The organism is Proteus sp. G2609 (genome assembly GCF_963896135.1).
In the GTDB taxonomy this organism is placed as follows: domain Bacteria; phylum Pseudomonadota; class Gammaproteobacteria; order Enterobacterales; family Enterobacteriaceae; genus Proteus; species Proteus mirabilis.
This window is the reverse complement of the sequence record NZ_CAWQNB010000015.1, coordinates 1-22,586: the sequence shown is the minus strand read 5'-3', so window position 1 is coordinate 22,586 and position 22,586 is coordinate 1. Positions and strand designations below refer to the sequence as shown.

The following is a 22,586-nucleotide window of genomic DNA, read 5'->3' as shown; positions in this document are numbered from 1 at the left end:
TGATGGAGATGATATGCTTATTGATTATTATGGTGCTAATATGTTGAATGGTGGTAAGGGTAATGATCGGATCTGTGTAGCATCAATGGATAGAGGGCTTCCAGGCAGAAATATCATTCAAGGGGGAGAAGGTGATGATGAAATATATTTAGGCACAGGAACTCATCATGTAACCGGTGGACAAGGAAATGATACCTTTAATTTTTTCTGCTATGAGGGCATTGAAAGCAATAGTTCAATTTGGGATTTTGAAAAAAACAAGGATAAAATAACTTTGATTACTAGGGATTATAGAAAAATAGATATAACAAAAATGAAAAAAGTTGATAAATTATCAGGAGATAAAAATGAATTTTCATTAAATTATAACAAACCAGCCAACAAAACCATCATAGACGTTTCAACATCTTCTAACGATGATAAGTCCATTGTACATATAGAGATTGTCGGTATATTTAACCACGATGAACTCTTTGCGGTATAAATACATTTCACCATATGATTTGTAAAAATTTAAATTATTACTCTATAAATAACCATCAATTATTATATTAATAATAATCTAGAATAATATGCGTATAAATAATTAATAGCAATCGACTAAAAACATACTAATAAATAGTTTGTTTTATAAAAGTTATTCCCATATATATATCCATTAATTATAAAATTAAGAAATATAGAAAATTCTCTTTTGGTAAAAGGATTTAGTATGAATAGTTTTAACTCAATAAAAAACCAACTTACTTCTATCTACCTGATGGTAAAATTGTTATAAATTATATGTATGGTTGGCCTAAACAGCCACATAGTAATATCACCAAAATAACTTATATATTCCCTGATTATGATAAAAAAAGAAATTACTCAAATAAAAAATATTCAGTAACAGAAAAAGATAGAATAGAATCAATAAAACATACCGCTAAAGTATATGAATTGACCTATCTTAAGGAAAAAAAAGAAAAAGAAATCGCTTCATTAAAATATTATAGAAATAAATATTCAATAAGCAGAATAGCTGAATTAGAAAAAGATATAGAGGATATAGAAAATAGTATTATTTTTCACAAGAATAGTATACATCCGTATTTTTATAATACACAAACAACCATATATCCTCATCAACAAGAAGTTATTTCAGATATTCTTAGTGAAATTGCCCATATAACACAAGCAAAGTTTGTTGCATCTAATCCAGAATTCGATGCCGATATAAAATTTGGTTTTTACGATGATTTTCATATTAGTCATGGTTCAATAGAATTTTCATATACCACCAGAGGTTTTGCAACCTACCCTAGCAGATATTCAACCCCTATAAAAAAGATAAATATTGATGAACAATACCAATACTCTGGAACTATATTTTTAAATTTATCATCACACCAATATTATAAGATAATACATCAACATGATCTTGATAATTATATAAAAACAGAAGGTAATATTGGTGATGCTTTCAATTTTAAAGATAATGGTACTGTTCTGATAATAAAAAAAACCAATACTCTAATTGAAACACTAAAAAATAATAAATATCAGCCAGGCACATATCATTATAAAGTTATTTTGCATGAAGTTGGTCATGCACTCGGGCTAAACCATAGTTGGCAATACTTAGAATATAAAGATAAAAATCATGTATTAGCTTCATTGAAATATTCTGTTATGGGTTATGATATACCAACCTCAGAGCATGCTGATTTTGGTGGTCTTTATCCCATGACCTTTATGTTACTAGATATATTATTATTGCAATATCTCTATGGCCCAAATATGACCACACGCCTTGAAAATAATATCTATGGATTTCATTCTAATACCGGACGTGTCGCTTACTCCTTAAAAAGCATAGAAGATAAATTAGTAAGTTGTATTTGGGATTCGGGGGGAATTGATACATTAGACTTTTCCCTATATACCGTTAATCAAGTCATTAATTTAAATGAAGGTAGCTTTTCAGATATTGGCGGGTTACGTAGTAATATCTCTATTGCCTACAAAACGATTATTGAAAATGCTATTGGTGGATCAGGTCATGATACTATCATAGGAAATAGTGCTAATAATGAACTTCTAGGTGGTGATGGTAATGATACCATCAATGGTGGTTTGGGTAATGATCACCTCTATGGTGGTATGGGTAATGATATTCTGTATGGTGATATAGGCAATGATTACCTCTATGGAGGTATAGGTGATGATATTCTCCATGGTGGTATGGGTAATGATATTCTCCATGGTAGTATGGGTAATGATTACCTCTATGGAAATAAAGGTAATGATAAACTCTTTGGTGGTGATGGAGATGATACCCTTGTTGATTATTATGGAAATAATACATTCATTGGCGGTAAAGGCAATGATCTATTATTTTCGATATCAAAAGCAGGACGAAATGAACTTCAAGGTGGTGAAGGGAATGATATATTTTATTGTGGATTAGGTACTAATCTATTATATGGTGAACAAGGAAATGATACTTTTAACTTCTTATGCTATAAAGGCGCTAAAAGTTATAATTTAATTTTTGATTTTAATACGAATGAAGACAAAATTATTTTTGTTGATCAAAATTATAAAAAAATCGATATATCAAAAATGAAACGAGTAGAACAATTATCAGGAAATGAAAATGAAATAGTTTTACATAATGATATTCATACAAATAAAACCACAATAACTATTTCAACAGCCAATAACGACCATCATTCGACTATCTTTATAAAACTTGAGGGTATATTAAGTTACAATGATCTTTTAGATATATAAAGATATTATTCTAATTAACAATAAGGATTATGATTATATTGTAGTCCTTTTTTATTTAGATGTTCTGTTTTTTAGCAGTATAAAAATAATACATTATGTTATTTTTATTTTGTTTATTATTCACCAATATTATTATTACTATAGAAATAAAACAAACATCAAACATCAAACATCAAACATCAAACATCAAACATCAAACATCAAACATCAAACATCAAACAACTTAACATAATAAATGATACATTAATTTTAAACAAACCCATTAATTAAATTAAAAATCAAACTTAAGTAAAATTTTCCTTTCAATTATAAAACAATAACTAACAATAGAAATCATCTAAAAATAAAATATAACTATACTTATATTCACCTCATTAAATTATTCTGACTTAAAACACACTTTACTTCACAATTATTTAAAAACTTATTTTACCCCCCTAGATTAATAATAATTAATGTCTATCTTTATCCTCAATGGCATTCGCCAGATAAATATATTTTCAGTATGAAAATAAACTTAACCTAAATTTATATCTGGAGGATATTATGGGATCTTTTTTATTAAAAAAAGCCGTTGGGTTATCTAATATTTCTGATTTATTAGATAAAAGCGGGATCTTCTATAACTATTCAACCAAAGTATTACCTTCTTTTGATTATGATACCGCAGGAAAACATATAGCCCGTGAAGATTCCACTTGGAATGGCAAATATGTTATTGGGCAACCCGCTGAGGTGACTTATTCATTCCCAAAATGGGAAGGCAAATTTAATCAATTTGGTAATAAGAATCCTTATGAATTTAATGAATTACAAAAAGAGCATGCAAGAAAATCTTTAGATGCATGGTCTGACATTGCAAATATTAAATTTACTGAAGTTGCTGTTGGGAATGTTGATGGAATGAAGGCTTCTGACGTAAAAACAGATATTACTTTTGGTAATATCTATGATCCCAATGGCACATTTCAGGCTTATGCAACATTGCCTAATACCTATGCTTATGGAAAAGATCTTTCTGGCCAAGCATGGTTTAGTGATTATCATTATGCAGGTAATACTACACCAGAATTGGGTAATTATGGTCGTTTAACTATTATCCATGAAATTGGTCATACACTGGGTCTTATGCATCCTGGTGATTATAACGCAGGTCAGAATGTTCCAGGTTATTTAAAATCTGATTATGCGGAAGATAGTCGCCAATATACAGTAATGAGCTATTGGGATGAGTATGAAACAGGCGCCCACTTCCAAGGTGCTTATGCCGGAGCCCCTCTCCTTCATGATATTTCTGCTATGCAATATCTCTATGGCGCAAATACGACTACCAGAACAGGTGATGATGTATATGGTTTCAATTCAAATACTGGGATTGATTATTATACGGCTACTGATAGCAATGATAAATTAATTTTCTCTGTATGGGATAGTGGTGGTAACGATACATTTGATTTCTCAGGCTTCTATCAAGATCAACTGATTGATTTACGTGCTGGGAACTTTTCTGATGTGGGGGGATTACAGAAAAATGTTTCCATTGCACAAAATGTTACCATAGAAAACGCAATTGGTGGTTTTGGTAATGATATTATTCATGGTAATGATGCTGATAATACTCTTATTGGAGGCGAAGGAGACGATATTATCTATGGCCATAGTGGTAATAACACTATTTATGGTGGTCGTGGACAAGATACATTACATGGTGGCACAGGAAGCAATACCTTTATTTATAAAGAAATTGCAGATTCTTTAGTAACAGCCGCAGATAAAATAATGGATTTCAAAACCGGTATTGATAAAATTGATTTATCAACATTAATTCAAGATACATTTAGTAGCAAAATTCTTAACTTTGTTGATAACTTTACAGGAAATGCTGGCGAAGCAACTCTTAGCTATAATGAAGTAACCAATGCTTCTGAATTAGCCATTAATGCTTATGGCTATAATTATAATCCTGATTTTAAAATTGATATCGTAGGTTTTGTTAATTACGAAACTGATTTTATTGTTTAAGTCATAGTTGGGTAGGAGAAAGTTATTTCTCCTACCCTCTTTTGCTTTAAATGAAGCTATTTTGATATTCATAATAAAAAATAAAGAGAAAATAGACACTTCTTTAAAACTAACAAAAGATATTTAGTACTAAAAATAGACAAATTAAATCAGGAATACCACATGCCACAAATAAAATATAATAACGAGATAACAAGTATCATAAAAGAGAGACGAAAAGTTTTTCTCTCTATTGGGCTATTTACCGCTTTAATTAATATATTAATGTTAGTCCCTTCTATTTATATGTTACAAGTTTACGATCGAGTATTACCATCAGGTAATGAAATGACACTATTGATGCTAACAATCATTATGTTAGCTCTTTTTATCTTTATGGGAGGATTAGAATATTTAAGAAGCATTATTGTTATACGTATGAGTAATAAATTAGATTTATCACTTAATTCACGCATTTATACTGCAGCTTACCGAGAAAAATTAAACAAAATAGCGAATATTAATCCAACATTAGCATTAACAGATCTAATTACTTTACGACAATTCATTACTAGTCATGCCATATTCACTTTCTTTGATCTACCTTGGTTCCCTATTTACCTTTTAGTTATTACTTTATTTAATCCTTGGTTAGGATTATTTGCACTTTGTGGTGCCCTTATCTTATTTGCTTTGGCTATCCTTAATGAATATCTATCTAAAAATCATTTAAAAAAAGCGAACAATTTTGCCAATCAAGCACAACTAATACAAAGTCATCATTTAGAACATCCACAGACTATCGAAGCGATGGGAATGCTTAGTCAATTACGTAAACAATGGCAAACCTCTCATTTCAAATATTTACAAGCACAAACACAAGCCAGTGATAATGCAGCTGGTATTAACGCTATCACAAAAGTAACACGTATGGCATTACAATCTTTAATGCTAGGTTTAGGGGGATGGCTTGCTATTGATAATACTATCAGTCCTGGAATGATGATTGCCGGTTCAATACTTTTAGGTCGAGCATTAGCCCCTATTGAGCAAGTGATCAATGTATGGAAAAGTTGGGATAGTAGTAAAGCAGCCTACAATCGATTGACAACTTTATTAAAAACATACCCTCAAGAAAATAAAAAAATGGCCTTACCTAAGCCTCAAGGCCAATTACTTGTTAATATCGATGAAGCCGTGTATCCACACAGTGACAGAATATTACTAAATAATATCAATTTTGCTCTATTACCGGGAGATATACTAGGTATTATTGGCCCGAGTGCTTCTGGTAAGTCTTCTTTAGCAAAATTTATTGTCGGTATATGGCAGGTCAAAAAAGGCATTGTGCGATTAGATAATGCGGATATCTTTCAGTGGAGTAAAGAAGAAATTGGTCCACATATTGGTTATTTACCTCAAGAAATCGCCCTTTTCCCCGGCACTATCGCTGAAAATATTGCACGCTTTACTGAGGTTGATCCTCAAAAAGTGATCCAAGCCGCCAAAATGGCACATGTACACGAGATGATTTTACGCTTTCCTCAAGGATATGAAACCCAAATTGGTGCTCACGGTGAAGGATTATCCGGCGGACAAAAACAACGTATTGCATTAGCCAGAGCATTATATGGCGATCCCACGTTAGTTGTCTTAGATGAGCCAAATTCTAATTTAGATGATTTAGGTATTAGAGCGTTAACACAGGCGATCGAAACATTAAAACAGCATAAAAAAACCGTTATTTTAATTACCCACCAAAAACAGCTACTTTCTGTCACTAATAAATTATTAGTGATATTTGATGGAAACACCAAATTATTCGGTCCAACGGCGTCTGTTATTGCTGAATTAAATAATCCAACTATCACAAAAACGGCAAACACTATTTCTTCAACACCAGCAACCTCAAATAACGCTTAATTTTTCGGAATTGATTATGACTATAGAAAAAAATGTTATACCACTGTCAGAAAAAATTTCAGATGATCCAAAGAAATTTCTCGTTATTGGATGGACTGTGGTTTTATTAGGCTTAGCAATTTTTATTTTTTGGGCTGCTTTCGCGCCCCTTGATAAAGGCGTTCCTGCAATAGGAAACGTAGCCATATCGGGAAATAAAAAAAGTGTACAGTCTTCTATTGAAGGCATTATTACTCATATATTTGTAAAAAATGGTGATCCGGTATCAGCTGGACAAACTCTGATACAGCTAAGCCCTATTCAATCTCAAGCCTTAGTAAAATCGTTATCAGAGCAATATGATAATTTACTGATCACTCAACAAAGATTATATGCTGAACTTAATCAACAAACTTCATTTAAATTAAATAATAGCGAGAAATACTATTCATCTACTGAAAATAGAGAGAAGTTATTACTACAACAAAATCGTTTATTAAATGAAAAAAGTGCAGAATTAATAAGTGAAATAAATGGTTATAAAGCTGTTATAGATGGCATTACTAGTCGCCTAACCCATCTAAAGCGCTCAATTCAGAATAAAAAGAGTCAAATTAGTAATCTACAAAACCAGCTTAATGATTTACAAATTTTAGCTAATGAAGGATATATTCCTCGTCACCGATATCAAGAAATGATAAGAGAATTAGCTGAAAATAATAATCAACTTAACGAGACTTTTGGGCAAATAAGCGCATTAGAAAAGCAAAAATTAGAATATGAACAAAGAATATTGCAACGTAATGCTAATTACTACCAATTAGCTAGAACAGAGCTAAATAAAATACAATTACAAATCAGTGAAACAGAAAAACAACTTATTATAGAAAAAGATAAATTAGCTAAAATGGCGATTATCGCACCGATATCGGGTACTGTAATGGATCTTTCTGTTTTTACCCAAGGTGGCTTTGTAAAAACAGGTCAGACATTAATGGACATAGTGCCTGAAGATCATCAACTTGTTATTGAAGCGCGTCTTGCTCCGCATCTTATTGATAAGGTAACTCCTGGCCTTCCCGTTGATTTGATCTTTAGTGCCTTTAATCAAAATACCACGCCAAAAATCCCTGGTGAAGTAACGATTATTTCTGCCGATAGATTAATTGATGAACGAACAACAGAGCCGTATTATCAAGTTCTTATTAATATAAAAGATTATACATTATTAGCAGATAATAAAAATAAATTGAAAGCAGGCATGCCCGTTGATGTGTTTATTAAAACTGGCGATCGCTCATTATTAAATTATCTTTTCAAACCAGTATTGGATAGGCTCCATACTTCATTAACGGAAGAATAATGATGCTAATAAAAAAACTTTTTACACTTTTTTCCGTAGGACTCCTAAGCTTGCCAGCTTCAGCGGTTACATTGTCTGATCTCTATTTTTTAGCGATTAAACATGACCCCACATTTAATGCAGCGGTAAAAGAACAAGTAGCAGGTAAAGAGTATGAAAATATCGGGTTATCACAATTGCTACCCAATATTTCTATCAATTACAAAAATAATCCTCGCAACTGGCAACGTAAGGCTTATCCAATAAATATATTTCAGGATAAAATAACAACAGTTGAGTATCAAAACTATCAAAGCTATTCTGTCAACGCTATTATTAGTCAACCACTATTTGACTACACCGCATTTAGTGAATACAAAGCTTCTATCATTAAAACATTATTAGCAGACAGTCATTATCAAAATAAATTTTCAGAATTAATTATTCGACTTATCGATAATTATATTCAAGTTGCTTATACACAAGATAAATTATTACTAAATCAAGCACAGCAAGAAATCTATCAAAAACAACTAGCTTCAAGTCAACGCCTATTTGAGTTAGGAGAAGGAACCAAAACAGATATTGCTGAAATAGAGACTCGTTTATATTTAACACAGTCACAATATACCGATCTTCAATTAGAAATTGAAAAGGCTAAAAACAAACTCAGTGCTATGATCGGTTCACAATTGCCTACTCATGAGCATATCGCAAAGCTAACTGATACAAAGTTTGTTCTTCAATCACTGGCTCCCGATGACTATTCCACATGGGAAAAAAATGCCATACAAAATAACTTAAAGATACAATCTGCTCGTCATGAAATGGCGATAGCTAAACAAGAGATTGAGAAAAATAGAGGAGAATTTTTCCCAACAGTACAATTTTATGCGGCTTACTCTAGTAGTAATTCTGATAGTAATAATACCATTAACCAGAAATACCAATCTGCTAACGTGGGTTTTTATGTCAGTATGCCTTTATTTAATGGGGGTAAGACAACGGCATCAATGCGTCAGTCGACAGCAAAATATCAGATGAGTGCATTTGAAAGGGATGCTATTATTCAAAATATTATGCAGGAATTAAGATATCAATATCAAATTTGCTCAACGAGCCATATTAAATTGATGGCTTTTGAGCAAGCAGTTAGTTCCGCTAAGTTACAATTAAATGCAACACGAAAAAGCTATATTGGTGGTCAGCGAACGATGGTTGATGTGCTTAATGCGGAAGAGCTTTTATATAGAGCGCAGCAAGATTTAATCAAAGCCAAATATGATTATATTCAAGCTTGGGCATTATTACATCAATATACCAATACTCTAGATATTGAAAAAATAAAAATTATTGAAAACTATTTTCAGTAGCTGAAAATATATATTTAATTTAACTCAATACTATAATAAAAGCCCTATAATTAATCAGGTTATAGGGCTTTGCGTCTATGATAGTTAGTCTAATAGATTACTTAGCTTATTAGCATATCGTATTTTCATCACTTCTTTTTATTACCGTACAACATTAATACACGGTGAGTAAGAGCAATTGATGCCAGACCGATAATACATTCAGTTAAAAAAATCAGCATAAATTCCCCCTATTCATGAGTACATTTTGTCTGGGTGGGGGTTCTGATAAAGTTAAGTGACTTGTCATATAGTGCTTAGCTAACTCCGTTCTAATGGACACATTTTAAACCTACCATTAAAACGACAAAGCGCAAAATATATTTGCCAACAAATTCTGTTTTTTAATCTAGATCACATATAAATCACACGAAAAGCAAAATCGTAATACATGATCAGTACTCACTGAGAAAAAACATCACAGCAAAATAAATATTAAAGCAATTCAGCTAATTAAAGAACACCAGCGTTAAATCGCCCTCTTTTTCTACTATCGGTTTTTCCTTTAATGTAGTCAATTTAGTCAAAATCTGCTTTCTATCAGGTCTGACTAAAACAATCGCTACCCCTTTATATTGGTTTGCTTCGATTAATGCTAATAGCTGTTCAAGGCTATAGTATTTATTTTTTACATCTGGGTAATTTAAACCATAAGCCAACTCACCTTTCGTCTCTGTTAAACGAATATCAGTCCGTTTTAGTCCCCAAGCAAGTGATGTACCAATACCAACTTCGTCCGTTAAAAGATACGATTTATTACTTAAAGGCTCATAATAACGTTGGATAATATTTTCTGGTGTACTTCTACTTTCTATCTTTTCTGGGATTGCATATCCAATAACTAAACTTAGTCCGATAGAGCAAAACATCGTTAAAAACTGTGTTTGTCTAAACAGCGCCCCCGCACCAATCACACTCCAAAATAAAAAACCACTTATTGCTAACACTATTTTCAACGTTTCATTCGTATCATAAAGCTCAAATTTGGCACTGTATAAAGAATAGATAACGGCTGATATACCCATTAGCCCAAAAGCAATATTGATAGATGCATTCAGTTTACTGATTTTCTCATCAGGTCTATCTTTTAACTCTTCGATATAGTGTGCAATTAAAATAGATAATGGCACAAAGCACGGCAGCATATAGGTTAATAGTTTTCCTTTTGAGGCTGAGAAAAAAGCAAAAAAGAGAGCAAACCACAGCAGAAAATAGAGTGTACCTTTTTTTAAAGAGAAAGCTGATTTTAATGCACCAAATAAAAAACCTAGCCAAGGCAATACACCCAATATAACTATCGGGATATAGAACCACGTTGGTTGTGAGCGAGCAGACTCTTTAGCAATAAAACGCTGTACATGTTCAACCCAGAAAAAATAATTCCAATAATCCGGTGCTTGTAATGCAACAGTAATCACCCAAGGTCCAGCTGTAATAGCGAGAGCTAACAATGCAATAGAGGAATAGCAAACCACTTCTTTAAAGCGAGCTTGACTAATTGCCATGACTAAAAAAACTAATGCAGGTAAAACAACCGCAATAAAGCCTTTTGTTAAAAAACCAAGTGCGCAAAAAAAGCCAATACCTATATAAGCAATTATTTTGCCCTTTTTATTCGGGGTCGATAACGCAACTAAAAATGAGTACATTGCAGCGGTCACAAACAGCGTCACAATAGGATCTAATATATTATAAGTACCTATTGCTAATACCAGAAAAGAAGATAAAAAAACGGTCATAGCATTAAAAGCAAGAGCGCTATTGCGCCAAACTACCATTGCCGCTTTATAAATAAGCCATCCTGTTAATAAGGTTGATGTTACTACAACAATACGCACCGCAAAATGGCTTTCACCAAATAGCCACTGAGCAATACAATTGATCCAATATCCTAAAACAGGTTTTTCAAAATAACGAATATCAAGAAGATAAGGCACTGACCAATTGCCAGAAACTAACATTTCACGGCTAATTTCAGCATAACGAATTTCATCTGGTTGCCATAACAGTCGCGTTTCTAAAGGAATAAAATAAGTTAATAAGATAAATAGGAAAAACAATAACCATTTATATCTTTCTGTCATCGCTATATTCATAATTCCTCAAATAAACGCACTACATTATTTATCAACATCAATTAGTCATAATATTTTATAAAAAATTCAAATATATTTATTAAAGCTTTATTAATAAAAATAGAGAAATAAAAAAATATTATTAAAAATCAAATTGTTATCTTTTATTTTTTTACGTAAAAATACTCACAATTCCTTTATGTTTTTATAAAAAAAGGTTATCAATAATAATTTCCTTTTGGCATTTCACGAATATAACTAATACCATTAGTAATCATTAAGAAAAACTAAAATATAAGTGAGCCACTATAAGCTTTAAAACCCAAAAAGCCAGCAATATGCTGGCTATAATGATAACTAAATTTTATTAAATACTATTGACTAAATTCTTTAAAAGCACCCATGGTATTGGACGCATACATCACAGAAGGGCCCCCTCCCATATAAATCGCGACGCCCAATGCTTCTGCAAGCTCCTGCTCTGTCGTCCCTAATTCAACTAGAGTTTTAGTATGAAAACCTATACAACCATCACAACGATTAGCAACAGCAATGGCAATAGCAATCAGCTCTTTGGTTTTAGCATCGAGCACACCATCTTTAGAGCTTGCTTTGGTGGTACTCATAAATGACTTCATAACTTCAGGAATATTTTTAGATAATGCCCCCATATTCCCCGAGATGTCTGTTACTATTTCTTGGTACTTGCTCATTTTACTCTCCCTATAACAATATATATATTTATATAATATAAAAATATAATATCATTTTATGTGATTTGATCAAGTGAAATTAAGTTTGTTATTTTATTGATTACATTAGTCATTAATGTTGAGGCTGAATAATGTCAATTCTTGATGAATGGGCGGAGCGCCACATTGAAAAGGCGTTGAAAAATGGTGAACTCTCTTCTTTGCCAGGAGAAGGTAAACCCTTGGTATTAGATGATAACAGTCATGTTCCTGAGTCTTTGCGGGCTAGTTATCATTTGCTTAAGAATGCCGGCTTTTTGCCCCCAGAAATGCAAGATAGAAAAGATGCATTATCTTTAGCCGAAATATTAAGTTCACTTTCAGAAACTGGCATCAAAGATGAACAGTTACAAAAAAAACTCACTTTACTCGAATTAAAATTACAACAGGCAGGAATGGACACACAGTTTCTACATACGGACTATGCAACTCAATTAACAGAAAAGTTAGCAACACATAAAGATAAACACAAATAAGCCTATACATCCTTGTATAAGCTTATCTAAAGAATAATATTATCCCGCATGCGGTGAATAATAAATTGGCGATCCAGGCCCTACTGGTAAGTGGAAAACAAACACCCAAAGGTAGAATAACAGTGACCAACCAATTAAGAAGATAATAGAATATGGCAACATCATCGAGATCATGGTTCCAATACCCGTATCTTTCTTATATTTTGTGGCAACCGCTAAGATTAAACCAAAGTAACTCATCATTGGCGTAATAATATTCGTCACCGAATCACCTATACGATAAGCTGCTTGAATAGTTTCTGGCGCATAACCTGCCAGCATTAACATAGGAACAAAAATAGGCGCCGTTACTGCCCATTGTGCGGAAGCTGAACCAATCATTAAATTGATAAAGGCGCAAATTAAAATAAAGCCCAAAAATAGCAACCCACTTGGCATATCAATACTGTTGAGTAAAGCTGCACCTTTAACAGCGATCACTTGCCCTATATTTGTCCAGCCAAAAAAAGCCACAAATTGAGCAGCAAAGAAAATAATTACTAAATAAAGACCTAATGTGCTCATAGAGTTTGCCATGGCATCGACAATATCTTTATCTGAACGCATAGTCTTGGCTATCCAACCATAAACAATACCGGGGATAGCAAAAAATAAGAAAATGAATACAACAATGGATTTTAAGAATGGTGAGTTACCAATTAAACCTGTTTCTTGGTTTCTTAATATGCCATTTTCAGGTACGACAGTGAATGCCAGAATGATGGCCATCACAATAAATGTTCCTGTTGCTGCCCATAGTGCTTTTTTCTCAAGAGGGGTAACTTGCGCAGCATTTTTTAGATCAGTTTCTTCATCATCTAATTCATTACCATTATAAGGCCCTAACTGAGGCTCAACGATTTTTTCTGTGATGATGTAGCCTAAAAATGTAATTAAAAAGGTGCTGACAAACATAAAGTACCAGTTTGCTTCCGCACCAACAATATAGCTTGGGTCAATAATGCGTGCTGCTTGTTGTGTAATACCTGATAATAATGGATCGATAGTCCCTAACAGTAAGTTAGCTGAATATCCGCCAGATACTCCCGCAAACGCAGCAGCAATCCCCGCTAATGGATGACGACCTAGCGAATGGAAAATAATTGCCGATAGCGGGATCAAGACAACATATCCTAATTCAGCTGCAGTATTTGACATAATACCTGCAAATACAATGGCTAATGTGGTCATTTTGCGTGGAGCTTTCATAACCACTAAACGCATAACGGCTGATAATAATCCCGCTCGTTCAGCTATTCCGACACCGAGTAAAGCCACCAGTACGGTTCCTAAAGGAGCAAACCCTGTAAAATTGGTAACAATATTAGCAAGAATACGTCGTATACCATCAGCATCAAGTAAACTGATAATATGAATATAACCATCTTCAGCGCGCCCTTTAGCGCCTTCTGGTCGTGGATCTTGTACTGTAACGCCGAAGTATTCACCAACTGCTGAAGATACAAGTAAAATAGCAATTAAAATAATAAATAAAATAACGGGATGGGGGAGTGCATTTCCAAGCCATTCCACTGTGCGTAGAAAACGACTTCCTCCCTGTTTTTTTGTTTGCATGATTTATCCTTTTTATAAAAAAAACAGAAAATGCACAGTACACAACCAAATTTGTTTTTACTATCCGTAAATACCTATCATATAAATGATATTATCTAAAATTAACACTCAAACAATGAAAAAAAATATAATTTAATTAATATAAAACAATAAGTTAAAAAATATACCATCGATTATAGATAACAAACATTAAAATCAATTTATAATATCTAAAATTAAAAAATGCGCGCAAGTTAACACTTTTTAACATTTTAAAGTCTATTTATTAACCTTTGCAGAACTAAAAACTCCTTAAAAAGTACATAAAAAGCTTCGAATACTCTAATAAACCTGATAATAACGGCTGAAATTACTATTTATAGTCACATCATTACAAGAATTAACTAAGAGATGTTAAAAAATAAGTCTATTTGTGACTAAGCGGTATGATAATAAAATAGGAGAAAAGCCTAGTAATAGCGTAGTAAATAATAGAAAAATAATAAATGGGTGTATTAGAAGAGATAAAATAAGTCAGCTTTCAACATAAAAAAACGGCAAGGTTGCCCTTGCCCTACCAATAAGGTAATCAATCAAAGAAATGTAATATCTAGCAAAACATCAATATGTCATATCGACTTAATATCAATAATGAAAAGCATCAGGTGTTGCTTGAGCAATAACATAATTGCGCTTATCTATTCCTTTATTATTTAATGAAGGCTTTTTTACGTAGCAATCCTCAAAAAACCAATAAATGGGTGTATTTAAATAGAGAGCTAACAACACTAAATGTCTGAGATCTATTTTGTTCATACCTCGTTCATAGCGAGAAAACTGTTGCTGGCTGACACCAATTTTTTTAGCCAGCTGCATACCGGTATAACCCAGCTCTTTACGTTTTTTTTGGATCTTTTTACCTACGGAAGCATTTACATCTATATTCGCAAAATCAAAATTCATCATCATAATATTCACCCATTATCATGATTAAGGCATGGTTAAAATAATTGAACCGGAACCGGAGAAACGCCCCGGTGCTACCCGTCCATTCGTGCGTAGCGTTGAACTCACAGAGACTGGCGTTGAACCGCCTGCTGGAACATTTACCGTAACGCCTTTTTCACCAGGATAATTGTTTAGATATAAATCAGCATATAAACTCTTATCTGCACGAAGAGGTACTCGCCCACTATCAGAGCCAGATGCGATAACCAACACTTTCATTGCTAAATTACAGGTTACATTGATTGTTTCAGAGCGCTTAGCACCACTTAAACTAGCTTCATCAATATCACCATAGTTAAGGTTCACCGCACCTTCAGATATTTTACATGCACCCACTGGTGGTGGTGCGATACCGCATAGTGAACCTGGTAAGAGTTTTCCTCGTGGTGATATACCACTTGAATTCGGTTGATAGAATAATCCCACACACTCTTGGTTAGAGTTTAATGAAGGCCCTACGTGCGTTGTTTTTCCTTGAATTGGAAATGACGTGTTTTTTAATACAAAATCACGAACTTCCGCTAAAGTACGTAATTTTTCAATTCGACCAATAACAAAGTGCGCCCTTCCTCCTGAGCCATCAATATCATGCTTATGATTGACTGTGACATAACAGACACGATCACCATAACAAGGATTTAACATCCCTGAGTTTTCTGGATCCCAACGCTCAATAACATAAGTGTAAGTGGCGTTAGTCGGTGTTCCCGTTGATTCTGTTATATAAGAAAAAATAGAGGCCATCGCAGGGGCTGAGAAAAGCCCCGCTATTAAGATAAATATCGCCGGAAATCGTTTAAATATAAACATGTAAAACCTCAATCTTCATTATCAGTCATAATTCAAATAGAAGGTGGCTATTGCACTAAAAGGACCACGTTTAATCGACTTATTCGCAATCGCATCCGGCTCACCTTGAATAAAGGCATAAAAATTCAAAATAGTGTCACCCGCAGTTAATGACATCTTGTCTGTTTCTTTATTTATAGGTAGAGCATTACCATTTTCAGACTCTAATCCCACCGCAATACCAGAAGCCTGGCTACCCGGACTTATTGCCAAAAATCCTTCTCCTGCCATTGCTTGATTTTCCTCTCCTTTAAAGGTTATTTTGACGCTTTTACCGATTGAGAGATCGCATTCTGACAGACGTAATTGAAATAACTTGCTTGGCGTTCTTTTATAGGCATAAAGGTTTTTATCAGGAATATTGCCAAAATCGAGTACCACGGTTTCATCACCCGGTTTTATGGTACAAGGCTCATCAACTAATATGCCGTGAAAATAGAGGTTGTCTGGTATTGCAAAAGCCGTTGAAGTTAACCCTATTGATACAGATAGACCCAATATGAACCGGATCGATAATGTTTTTATTTTCATCAAAACGCTCCTATTGGTATTCTGCTAATAAGGTGGCTGAGACTTCAAATGCCCCTTCAGGCAATGTACTTCCCGGTCTTTTTACTGGAACAGCTTGAATAACCGGAGGCGAATCTGGTGAAATCGCAATACGCTCATTTAGCTTAAAAGGCTTACCATCTTGAGTTAAATGAATACCTAAATCTGGAATATTGGTTTGCAACGCCGCCTCATCAAACTGGGTTTTAGGTCCGATAATTGATAATCCCAAATCCCAGCCTTTTAAATTAGCGTCGCATACCAAGGTATAATTCACCGATTCGGTATAGTTAATACCATCAACTTTATTAATACCGACGTTCTTACCAAAAAAAACCTCAATCCGTTCGTCATTACTGATAACACAAGGAGGTGGCACTAATAATGTTCCGAATAATTTTAAATTAGGCGAGTCGGCCGCCATTACTGCTGTAGAATTTAGTAATATAATCAGACAAATAGATTGCAATTTATTCATCGTGTTGCCCCTTTACTGATAATCTACATGAAGTGTGGCATTGGCAACAAAATCTCCACCAACTAGTGTTTCTCTATTATCACGCACAGGGATCGCTTCTAGTTTAGGCAAATTGGGATAGGTAAATTTAACTGCTGAGCCTAATCCTAATAATTTACCTTGATAAAGAATGCGTACCCCTAATCCCGTAATATTAGTTTGTAGGGCATTACTATCGAACCCTGTTGCATTACCTGTTATATAGACTTTCATGGCGTTAGTCGGTCTTTTTTGGCAAGTCGCGGTATATTCGATAGGTTGCTTATAATTGCTATCATTAATACGCGTACTCATTACTTCGCCAAAATTCACCTCGATCATCTTGCCGTCATTGATTAAGCAAGGAGGTGGAGCGATGACGTTTCCAGTAATATTGATATAAACAATCCCGGGGGTCGCTCTTATTACTGCTCCTGCAGGTAAGTTAGCAACAGCAGTAGAACTCAGGCCTCCAGTAAATGTTGCCAGAATAAAAACCAACACTGCCTTGCTTGGGCTAAACCACTGTTCCATAACCATAAATCAGACCTATTTAGTTTCCAGCTGCCGTTTCTGTTACTTTGCATTGATTGCCACTACAGGTGAATTTCATCTGAGGGCGACCGCCATAATCATTGATGTAGCTCAATACCGGTGAAGCACCAAACATGGAAGCACTCAGATTTATCGTGCCGCTACTTTTAGGTGCGATCATTAATGGTTCAAAGCCATCCAAGCTTTTTCCTTTCAAACTGGTTAATCCATCGACTAATGTCACATAGTAAGGCGTTGGATTATTCACTTCGAAGCGATCACCTTTTTTAGTTAAAGTGATCTGCTCTTGCCAAGGATTGGTTAAATCCGTTTGCGAGGCATAGATTGATGCAGGACGATAAAATAATTTGATCCGCGTTTGTAATGCAATTTGCAGTACATTAGGCTTATTACTACGTGGTGGAATTTCACGTAGGTTAAAATAGAAAACACTTTCTCTATCTTGTGGTAATTTGGCTATATCAGGTAATGATTGCACCTTAATCTGACTTTTATCACCCGGTTCAATACGTTGGATCGGGGGTAAAACAATCAGTGGGCTTTCAATACGTTCGCCGTTTTCATTTTCCATCCAGCCTTGAGCAAGATAAGGCAAGTCCTTATTTTGATTGCTGACATTTAAACTAATCGATTTTTCGGCACCATTAAAAATGACACGAGTTCGATCTAGCGCAATGGCAGCAACAGCTTGATGAGTAAATGCCATTCCCATTAACAAAGTGGTTGCAACAATGCATGAGCGTTTTAATAACATCATCTTTAATTACTCTTTGTCTGAAGTTGTTTTTATCTTTATTTCCTGTTCCTTAACCTTAACGAGATAGAAACTTCGTTTTAGGTAAGGAGACTTCTCTTTGATTGAAAGTAGAGGTTGCTGTGCCATCATCACTACAGGTCAATAACAGTGATGAAATTTGCACATTCTCCACCAATGTTGGAATAAGTACTTTGCACTGCTCTTTACCACTCCAACGAACACTCAATACATCCCCGGTATTAATACCAGTTAGATAAACATTTCCACCATCATTAATGATGCCTAACTCACGCCCTTTTTCTGTTGTGACACTGGCGCCAAATGGTGGGAAGGTTCCATCTTTTAACCGAATAACCGCCATGGCTTTTTGCCCTTCGATAACATCAAATCGACGGTAACCAATCGCCCCTTCGGTTAAGGTTAATTGCTGAATTGAGCGTAATGCTTCGACATTTTCAGGTAATCGATTAAGATCGATACTCGCGCTACTACGGTAGTAATCATTAATATCTGGCAATACCGCTTTACCAAACATATTGGTATGGGAAATCGCACCAAAATTCTTCACGGGAATATTAGCGATACCGTCTGTATCAATAAGTAAACGAGTACTACCTGTACGACTAACGCGGTGTAATGCTCCACCTTTCGGCGTAAGTGTGGCACCACCTTGTAGCGATAAAGTGGCAGAGGTATATTCACCATTGATATGACTTGCACTGGCGGTGACTAAGGCCGCATCAGCATAATGCATAAAATAAGCATCGGCTGAAGGTTTACCATTGCTACTTACCCCAGCGCCAACACGATAACTACTATTGTCATCAATTCGATCGTAATAGCTGACATTATGAGAGTTACCGCTCTTATTAATGACAGTGTTGTAACTGATGGTCGCACGATCACCCCAAGGCATACTGACATTCATATAAACGCCATTATCATTGGTGCCATTAAATTTATTACGGAAAGCGGAGAGACTAAAATTGATATTTTTAAAACGACCAATATCCGCGCTTTTCGCTAACGATAAGTTGTAATTATCATTAGTTGGCTTATTCCAATATGTTTGGTGACTATAGTTTAAGTAAGTACTCAATCCCCAGTCAGGAAATTGCTTACTAAACATAATGGTATAAAGTTCTTTGTTATTATCAGCATTACCATCGCGATAGCGACGCTCTAAATACTGATCCATGGTCATAAAGTCGCGTTCTGAGAAGCGATAACCAGCAAAGGTGACTTGGCTATTAATAGCTTCAAAACGTTTTGAATAACTTAATCGATAAGAGCCACCGTTATAACGCTTATCATCACGAGGAATTTTTGCCCAAGAGTGAGTAGCATCAAAAGAGAGAGCACCAAAAGCCATTAAGTCACGGCCGATACCCGCAGACAAGGCGTTATAATCACCCGCAACAATTGAGCCCCCATAAAGTGACCAACCGTTACTCACCCCCCATGAAAATTCCCCCATACCAAAAACGGGGCCTTCGGTATTATGGTCAATATTAGAAGGTTTACCTGCCGAGAATTTATATTGCACTCGTCCTGGTCGAGTTAAATAAGGAATACTTGCCGTATCCATTTGAAACTCTTGTACAGAGCCATCTTGCTCTTCGACACGTACATCTAATTTACCGCTAACCGCATCATTAATATCTTGAATACGAAATGGTCCTGGAGCAACTTGCGTCTCGTAGATCACTCGACCCTGTTGGCTAATTGTCACTTTGGCATTGGTTTTTGCTACACCTGTGACTTCTGGCGCATATCCACGTAAATTAGGTGGCAACATATTGTCGTCAGTTGCGAGATGAACCCCGGTAAAACGGAAACTATCAAAAATATCGGAGCGCGAGTAAGTCTCTCCCATGACAAAGCGCGCTTCCCATTGAGGGATAGCTCTATAGAGATAGTATTGATTCCATTTCCAGCTGTTTTCTGTACTTTGAGGGATCCCTGTCGTATGTTGGTAGCTCGCTTGCCAATCAGCGCGAAAACGCCAAGCACCTAAGTTCGCCCCTAAAGTACCTAACCCCGTCACTTGCTGACGTTGTTTCCCTTTAGCAGGATCAGTCACATTTGCATTGACGTTATAATCAAAAAGTATTCCTGAAATACCGTCATCCCAACGAGAAGGCGGATCCCAGTTTGGTGCTGAATACTCCAAATAAGCTTGAGGTATCGTTAATAATAAATTACCACTACCTAAACTGGCATTTATTGTCATTCCGGGAATAGATGATGTATCAAGGCAAGTTTGATTATCGTTAAAACGAATTTTATCAAGCCACTCCGGTTTTAGCCCTAATTGACGAACTAATTCAGGAGGTAAGCAAGGTTCACTTCCTTTGGGATCATCTGCAGGTACAACGTAATTAATGTTGTAGATATCGGGAAGTTCATTATTATTTATACGAACAACAAATTCGTAGCGCCCTGGCATAATGTAGCCAGCTCGAGAGAAATCAGATAAATCGATATTTTGTTTATCTTTAAGATCTAAAATATCAGCATTAAACTCAATATCGCTATTCGCTAAAGCTGAACTTGAAAGACTGGATGCCCCAGTAACAATTAAATAGATCAATATAGCAACAGGCCGAATAGCATGCTTTTTTCTCTTTTCTCGCTTCTCTAAACAAACGGTTTTGAATGATCTAACCATAAATTATCCAACCCTGATCCATTTAATAGTATTCCAGCTTAAAGCGCAGCGTCGTACGGTAATTCCCCGCTTTTGGCGTATCGTTGTTTTTGACTATTCGAGCTTGGTACAGCAATGCCATTGACTGCGAATCAATGCCAACGGGCGGTAGGGGTTGTCCTGGAATAGCTTGTCGACCATAACGATCCGCTATCGCTAATGAAGCACCTTTGGCCTCACCGGATAACTCAAAGTTGCCATTTCCATTAGAAGGACCATCGAACGTTGCGATAAAACGTGGATTATCCGCTTCTTGCCCTTTCTGGCTAATTAGCGTACAGTCCGTTAATCTGATAGAAAAATATTCAATCGGTCCTTGACCTTCAGTGACTAACGTTGGGATAGATACCGTCGTTAGCGGGATCACTTGATCACTACTTCCCGCTGATATTGCACATGACGGCTCTAATATGGTTCCTTGTAGATTGAGCCACCCAAATCGCTGATGCATGTTTTTATCTTGTTTTACATCACTGGCTATCGTTGACGCAGTCACTAAACTGGCAACAAGGCATAGCAATAGTGGTGCCATCTTGCGATTCATATTTTTCTCCGTTAGTAAGAAAAATCATTAAAAGTAAAGACAGGAATAAAGCTCTGTACTTCCTTGTACAGAACTTATTTTTTCTTACTGATAAGTCAGTGCGAAAGTTGCGATTGCAGTAAAGTCACCTGGAACAGCAGCTTCAGATGCAGAACCTTGTAAATAAGCAGCAAAGTTCAGATCATTGTTACCATCACGCAGGTTTTGAGCAGCACTTGGGGTGCCTAATTTGATTTGTTTACCACCCGCATCGGTGATTACAACAGCTGCATTTTTAGCGATACCTTCAATGCCTAAAGAACCTTCTAAAACTTCAGTTGCTTCAGAGCCAGTGAAAGTTGTTTGAACAGTTTTGTAAGTCTCTGTAGTACAATTTTCTAAAGAGATTTTAAAGTCACGAGAATTACTACGGCCACCATCTTTTAATGCAGCAGTAGAAATTTGACCTAGTGGAACTGTTTGATTTTCAGTATCAGGAGTAATTGAGCAAGGAGCATCAATGATTGAACCAACAAATTTAACAGTACCATGACCTTGATCTGCAGCTAAAGCAGAACCCGCAACAACAGATAAACCTAAACCAAGAACTAAAGCTAATTTATTTAATTTCATCTTTTTGTTTCCTGAAATATAAAGGATGAAGACATCTAAAATAATTAATTCATTTAGGATTGGATTATTCCTAATTGAATGGCTCATTTATTGAGCTCGGGAATTTTGGTATATTTAAGTCCACTTCAAACGCCACGAAATATCGTTAGAAACGAAACAAAATACACCAAATTGTTTA

Annotated in this window: 19 protein-coding genes; 7 read left to right on the top strand and 12 right to left on the bottom strand. The window is 35.1% G+C overall.

Annotated elements, in window-relative coordinates:
* The 6 genes from AACV01_RS04895 to AACV01_RS04870 all read left to right on the top strand — a co-directional run.
* Nucleotides 1-484 (top strand): M10 family metallopeptidase C-terminal domain-containing protein (locus AACV01_RS04895; protein WP_202611855.1); only part of this gene is annotated, 484 nt, incomplete at its 5' end.
* 299 nt (nt 485-783) lie between these two features.
* Nucleotides 784-2,775 (top strand): M10 family metallopeptidase, encoded by a 1,992-nt coding sequence (locus AACV01_RS04890; RefSeq protein WP_272927275.1) that lies wholly within the window; start codon nt 784-786, stop codon nt 2,773-2,775.
* A 546-nt stretch (nt 2,776-3,321) separates the two neighbouring features.
* Nucleotides 3,322-4,797, top strand: coding sequence for a serralysin family metalloprotease (locus AACV01_RS04885; RefSeq protein ID WP_004247335.1), 1,476 nt, complete (start codon nt 3,322-3,324; stop codon nt 4,795-4,797).
* Nucleotides 4,798-4,959: 162 nt separating this feature from the next.
* Complete coding sequence (locus AACV01_RS04880; protein ID WP_004252439.1) at nt 4,960-6,699, top strand: type I secretion system permease/ATPase; 1,740 nt, start codon at nt 4,960-4,962, stop codon at nt 6,697-6,699.
* A 16-nt stretch (nt 6,700-6,715) separates the two neighbouring features.
* A complete protein-coding gene (locus AACV01_RS04875; protein WP_046334385.1) occupies nt 6,716-8,041 on the top strand; it encodes an HlyD family type I secretion periplasmic adaptor subunit in 1,326 nt (441 codons plus the stop codon).
* Entirely contained in the window at nt 8,041-9,393 is a 1,353-nt protein-coding gene (locus tag AACV01_RS04870; RefSeq protein WP_046334384.1) for a TolC family outer membrane protein, read from the top strand. The genes AACV01_RS04875 and AACV01_RS04870 overlap by 1 nt, the downstream gene beginning before the upstream one ends.
* Before the next feature lie 488 nt (nt 9,394-9,881).
* On the opposite strand, the gene arnT is transcribed toward AACV01_RS04870, so the two are convergent.
* Entirely contained in the window at nt 9,882-11,516 is a 1,635-nt protein-coding gene (gene arnT, locus AACV01_RS04865; RefSeq protein WP_237584993.1) for a lipid IV(A) 4-amino-4-deoxy-L-arabinosyltransferase, read from the bottom strand.
* A gap of 365 nt (nt 11,517-11,881) precedes the next feature.
* The gene (locus AACV01_RS04860; RefSeq protein ID WP_004244914.1) at nt 11,882-12,220 is read right to left on the bottom strand and encodes a carboxymuconolactone decarboxylase family protein; all 339 of its coding nucleotides are present in this window, start codon (nt 12,218-12,220) and stop codon (nt 11,882-11,884) included.
* A gap of 131 nt (nt 12,221-12,351) precedes the next feature.
* On the opposite strand from AACV01_RS04860, the gene AACV01_RS04855 reads away from it, so the two are divergent.
* The gene (locus tag AACV01_RS04855; protein WP_036894309.1) at nt 12,352-12,735 is read left to right on the top strand and encodes a DnaJ family domain-containing protein; all 384 of its coding nucleotides are present in this window, start codon (nt 12,352-12,354) and stop codon (nt 12,733-12,735) included.
* Nucleotides 12,736-12,774: 39 nt separating this feature from the next.
* On the opposite strand, the gene AACV01_RS04850 is transcribed toward AACV01_RS04855, so the two are convergent.
* From AACV01_RS04850 to mrpA, 10 genes are all read right to left on the bottom strand, one after another.
* Nucleotides 12,775-14,349, bottom strand: coding sequence for an AbgT family transporter (locus AACV01_RS04850; RefSeq protein WP_004244916.1), 1,575 nt, complete (start codon nt 14,347-14,349; stop codon nt 12,775-12,777).
* Between the two features lie 624 nt (nt 14,350-14,973).
* Entirely contained in the window at nt 14,974-15,297 is a 324-nt protein-coding gene (mrpJ, locus tag AACV01_RS04845; RefSeq protein WP_004244917.1) for a transcriptional regulator MrpJ, read from the bottom strand.
* A 21-nt stretch (nt 15,298-15,318) separates the two neighbouring features.
* Complete coding sequence (locus AACV01_RS04840; RefSeq protein WP_020945271.1) at nt 15,319-16,146, bottom strand: MrpH family fimbial adhesin; 828 nt, start codon at nt 16,144-16,146, stop codon at nt 15,319-15,321.
* Nucleotides 16,147-16,167: 21 nt separating this feature from the next.
* Complete coding sequence (locus AACV01_RS04835) at nt 16,168-16,716, bottom strand: fimbrial protein (RefSeq protein ID WP_041701024.1); 549 nt, start codon at nt 16,714-16,716, stop codon at nt 16,168-16,170.
* 10 nt (nt 16,717-16,726) lie between these two features.
* Nucleotides 16,727-17,212, bottom strand: a complete 486-nt coding sequence (locus tag AACV01_RS04830) for a fimbrial protein (protein ID WP_004244922.1) — start codon at nt 17,210-17,212, stop codon at nt 16,727-16,729.
* Between the two features lie 12 nt (nt 17,213-17,224).
* A complete protein-coding gene (locus AACV01_RS04825; RefSeq protein ID WP_004244923.1) occupies nt 17,225-17,770 on the bottom strand; it encodes a fimbrial protein in 546 nt (181 codons plus the stop codon).
* Between the two features lie 13 nt (nt 17,771-17,783).
* The gene (gene mrpD, locus AACV01_RS04820) at nt 17,784-18,542 is read right to left on the bottom strand and encodes an MR/P fimbria assembly chaperone MrpD (RefSeq protein WP_004244924.1); all 759 of its coding nucleotides are present in this window, start codon (nt 18,540-18,542) and stop codon (nt 17,784-17,786) included.
* Nucleotides 18,543-18,597: 55 nt separating this feature from the next.
* Complete coding sequence (gene mrpC, locus AACV01_RS04815; RefSeq protein WP_049197759.1) at nt 18,598-21,213, bottom strand: MR/P fimbria usher protein MrpC; 2,616 nt, start codon at nt 21,211-21,213, stop codon at nt 18,598-18,600.
* A 22-nt stretch (nt 21,214-21,235) separates the two neighbouring features.
* Nucleotides 21,236-21,784 (bottom strand): MR/P fimbria assembly terminator MrpB, encoded by a 549-nt coding sequence (gene mrpB / locus AACV01_RS04810; protein ID WP_139149873.1) that lies wholly within the window; start codon nt 21,782-21,784, stop codon nt 21,236-21,238.
* 96 nt (nt 21,785-21,880) lie between these two features.
* A complete protein-coding gene (mrpA, locus tag AACV01_RS04805) occupies nt 21,881-22,408 on the bottom strand; it encodes an MR/P fimbria major subunit MrpA (protein WP_004247325.1) in 528 nt (175 codons plus the stop codon).
* Nucleotides 22,409-22,586 lie beyond the last annotated feature (178 nt).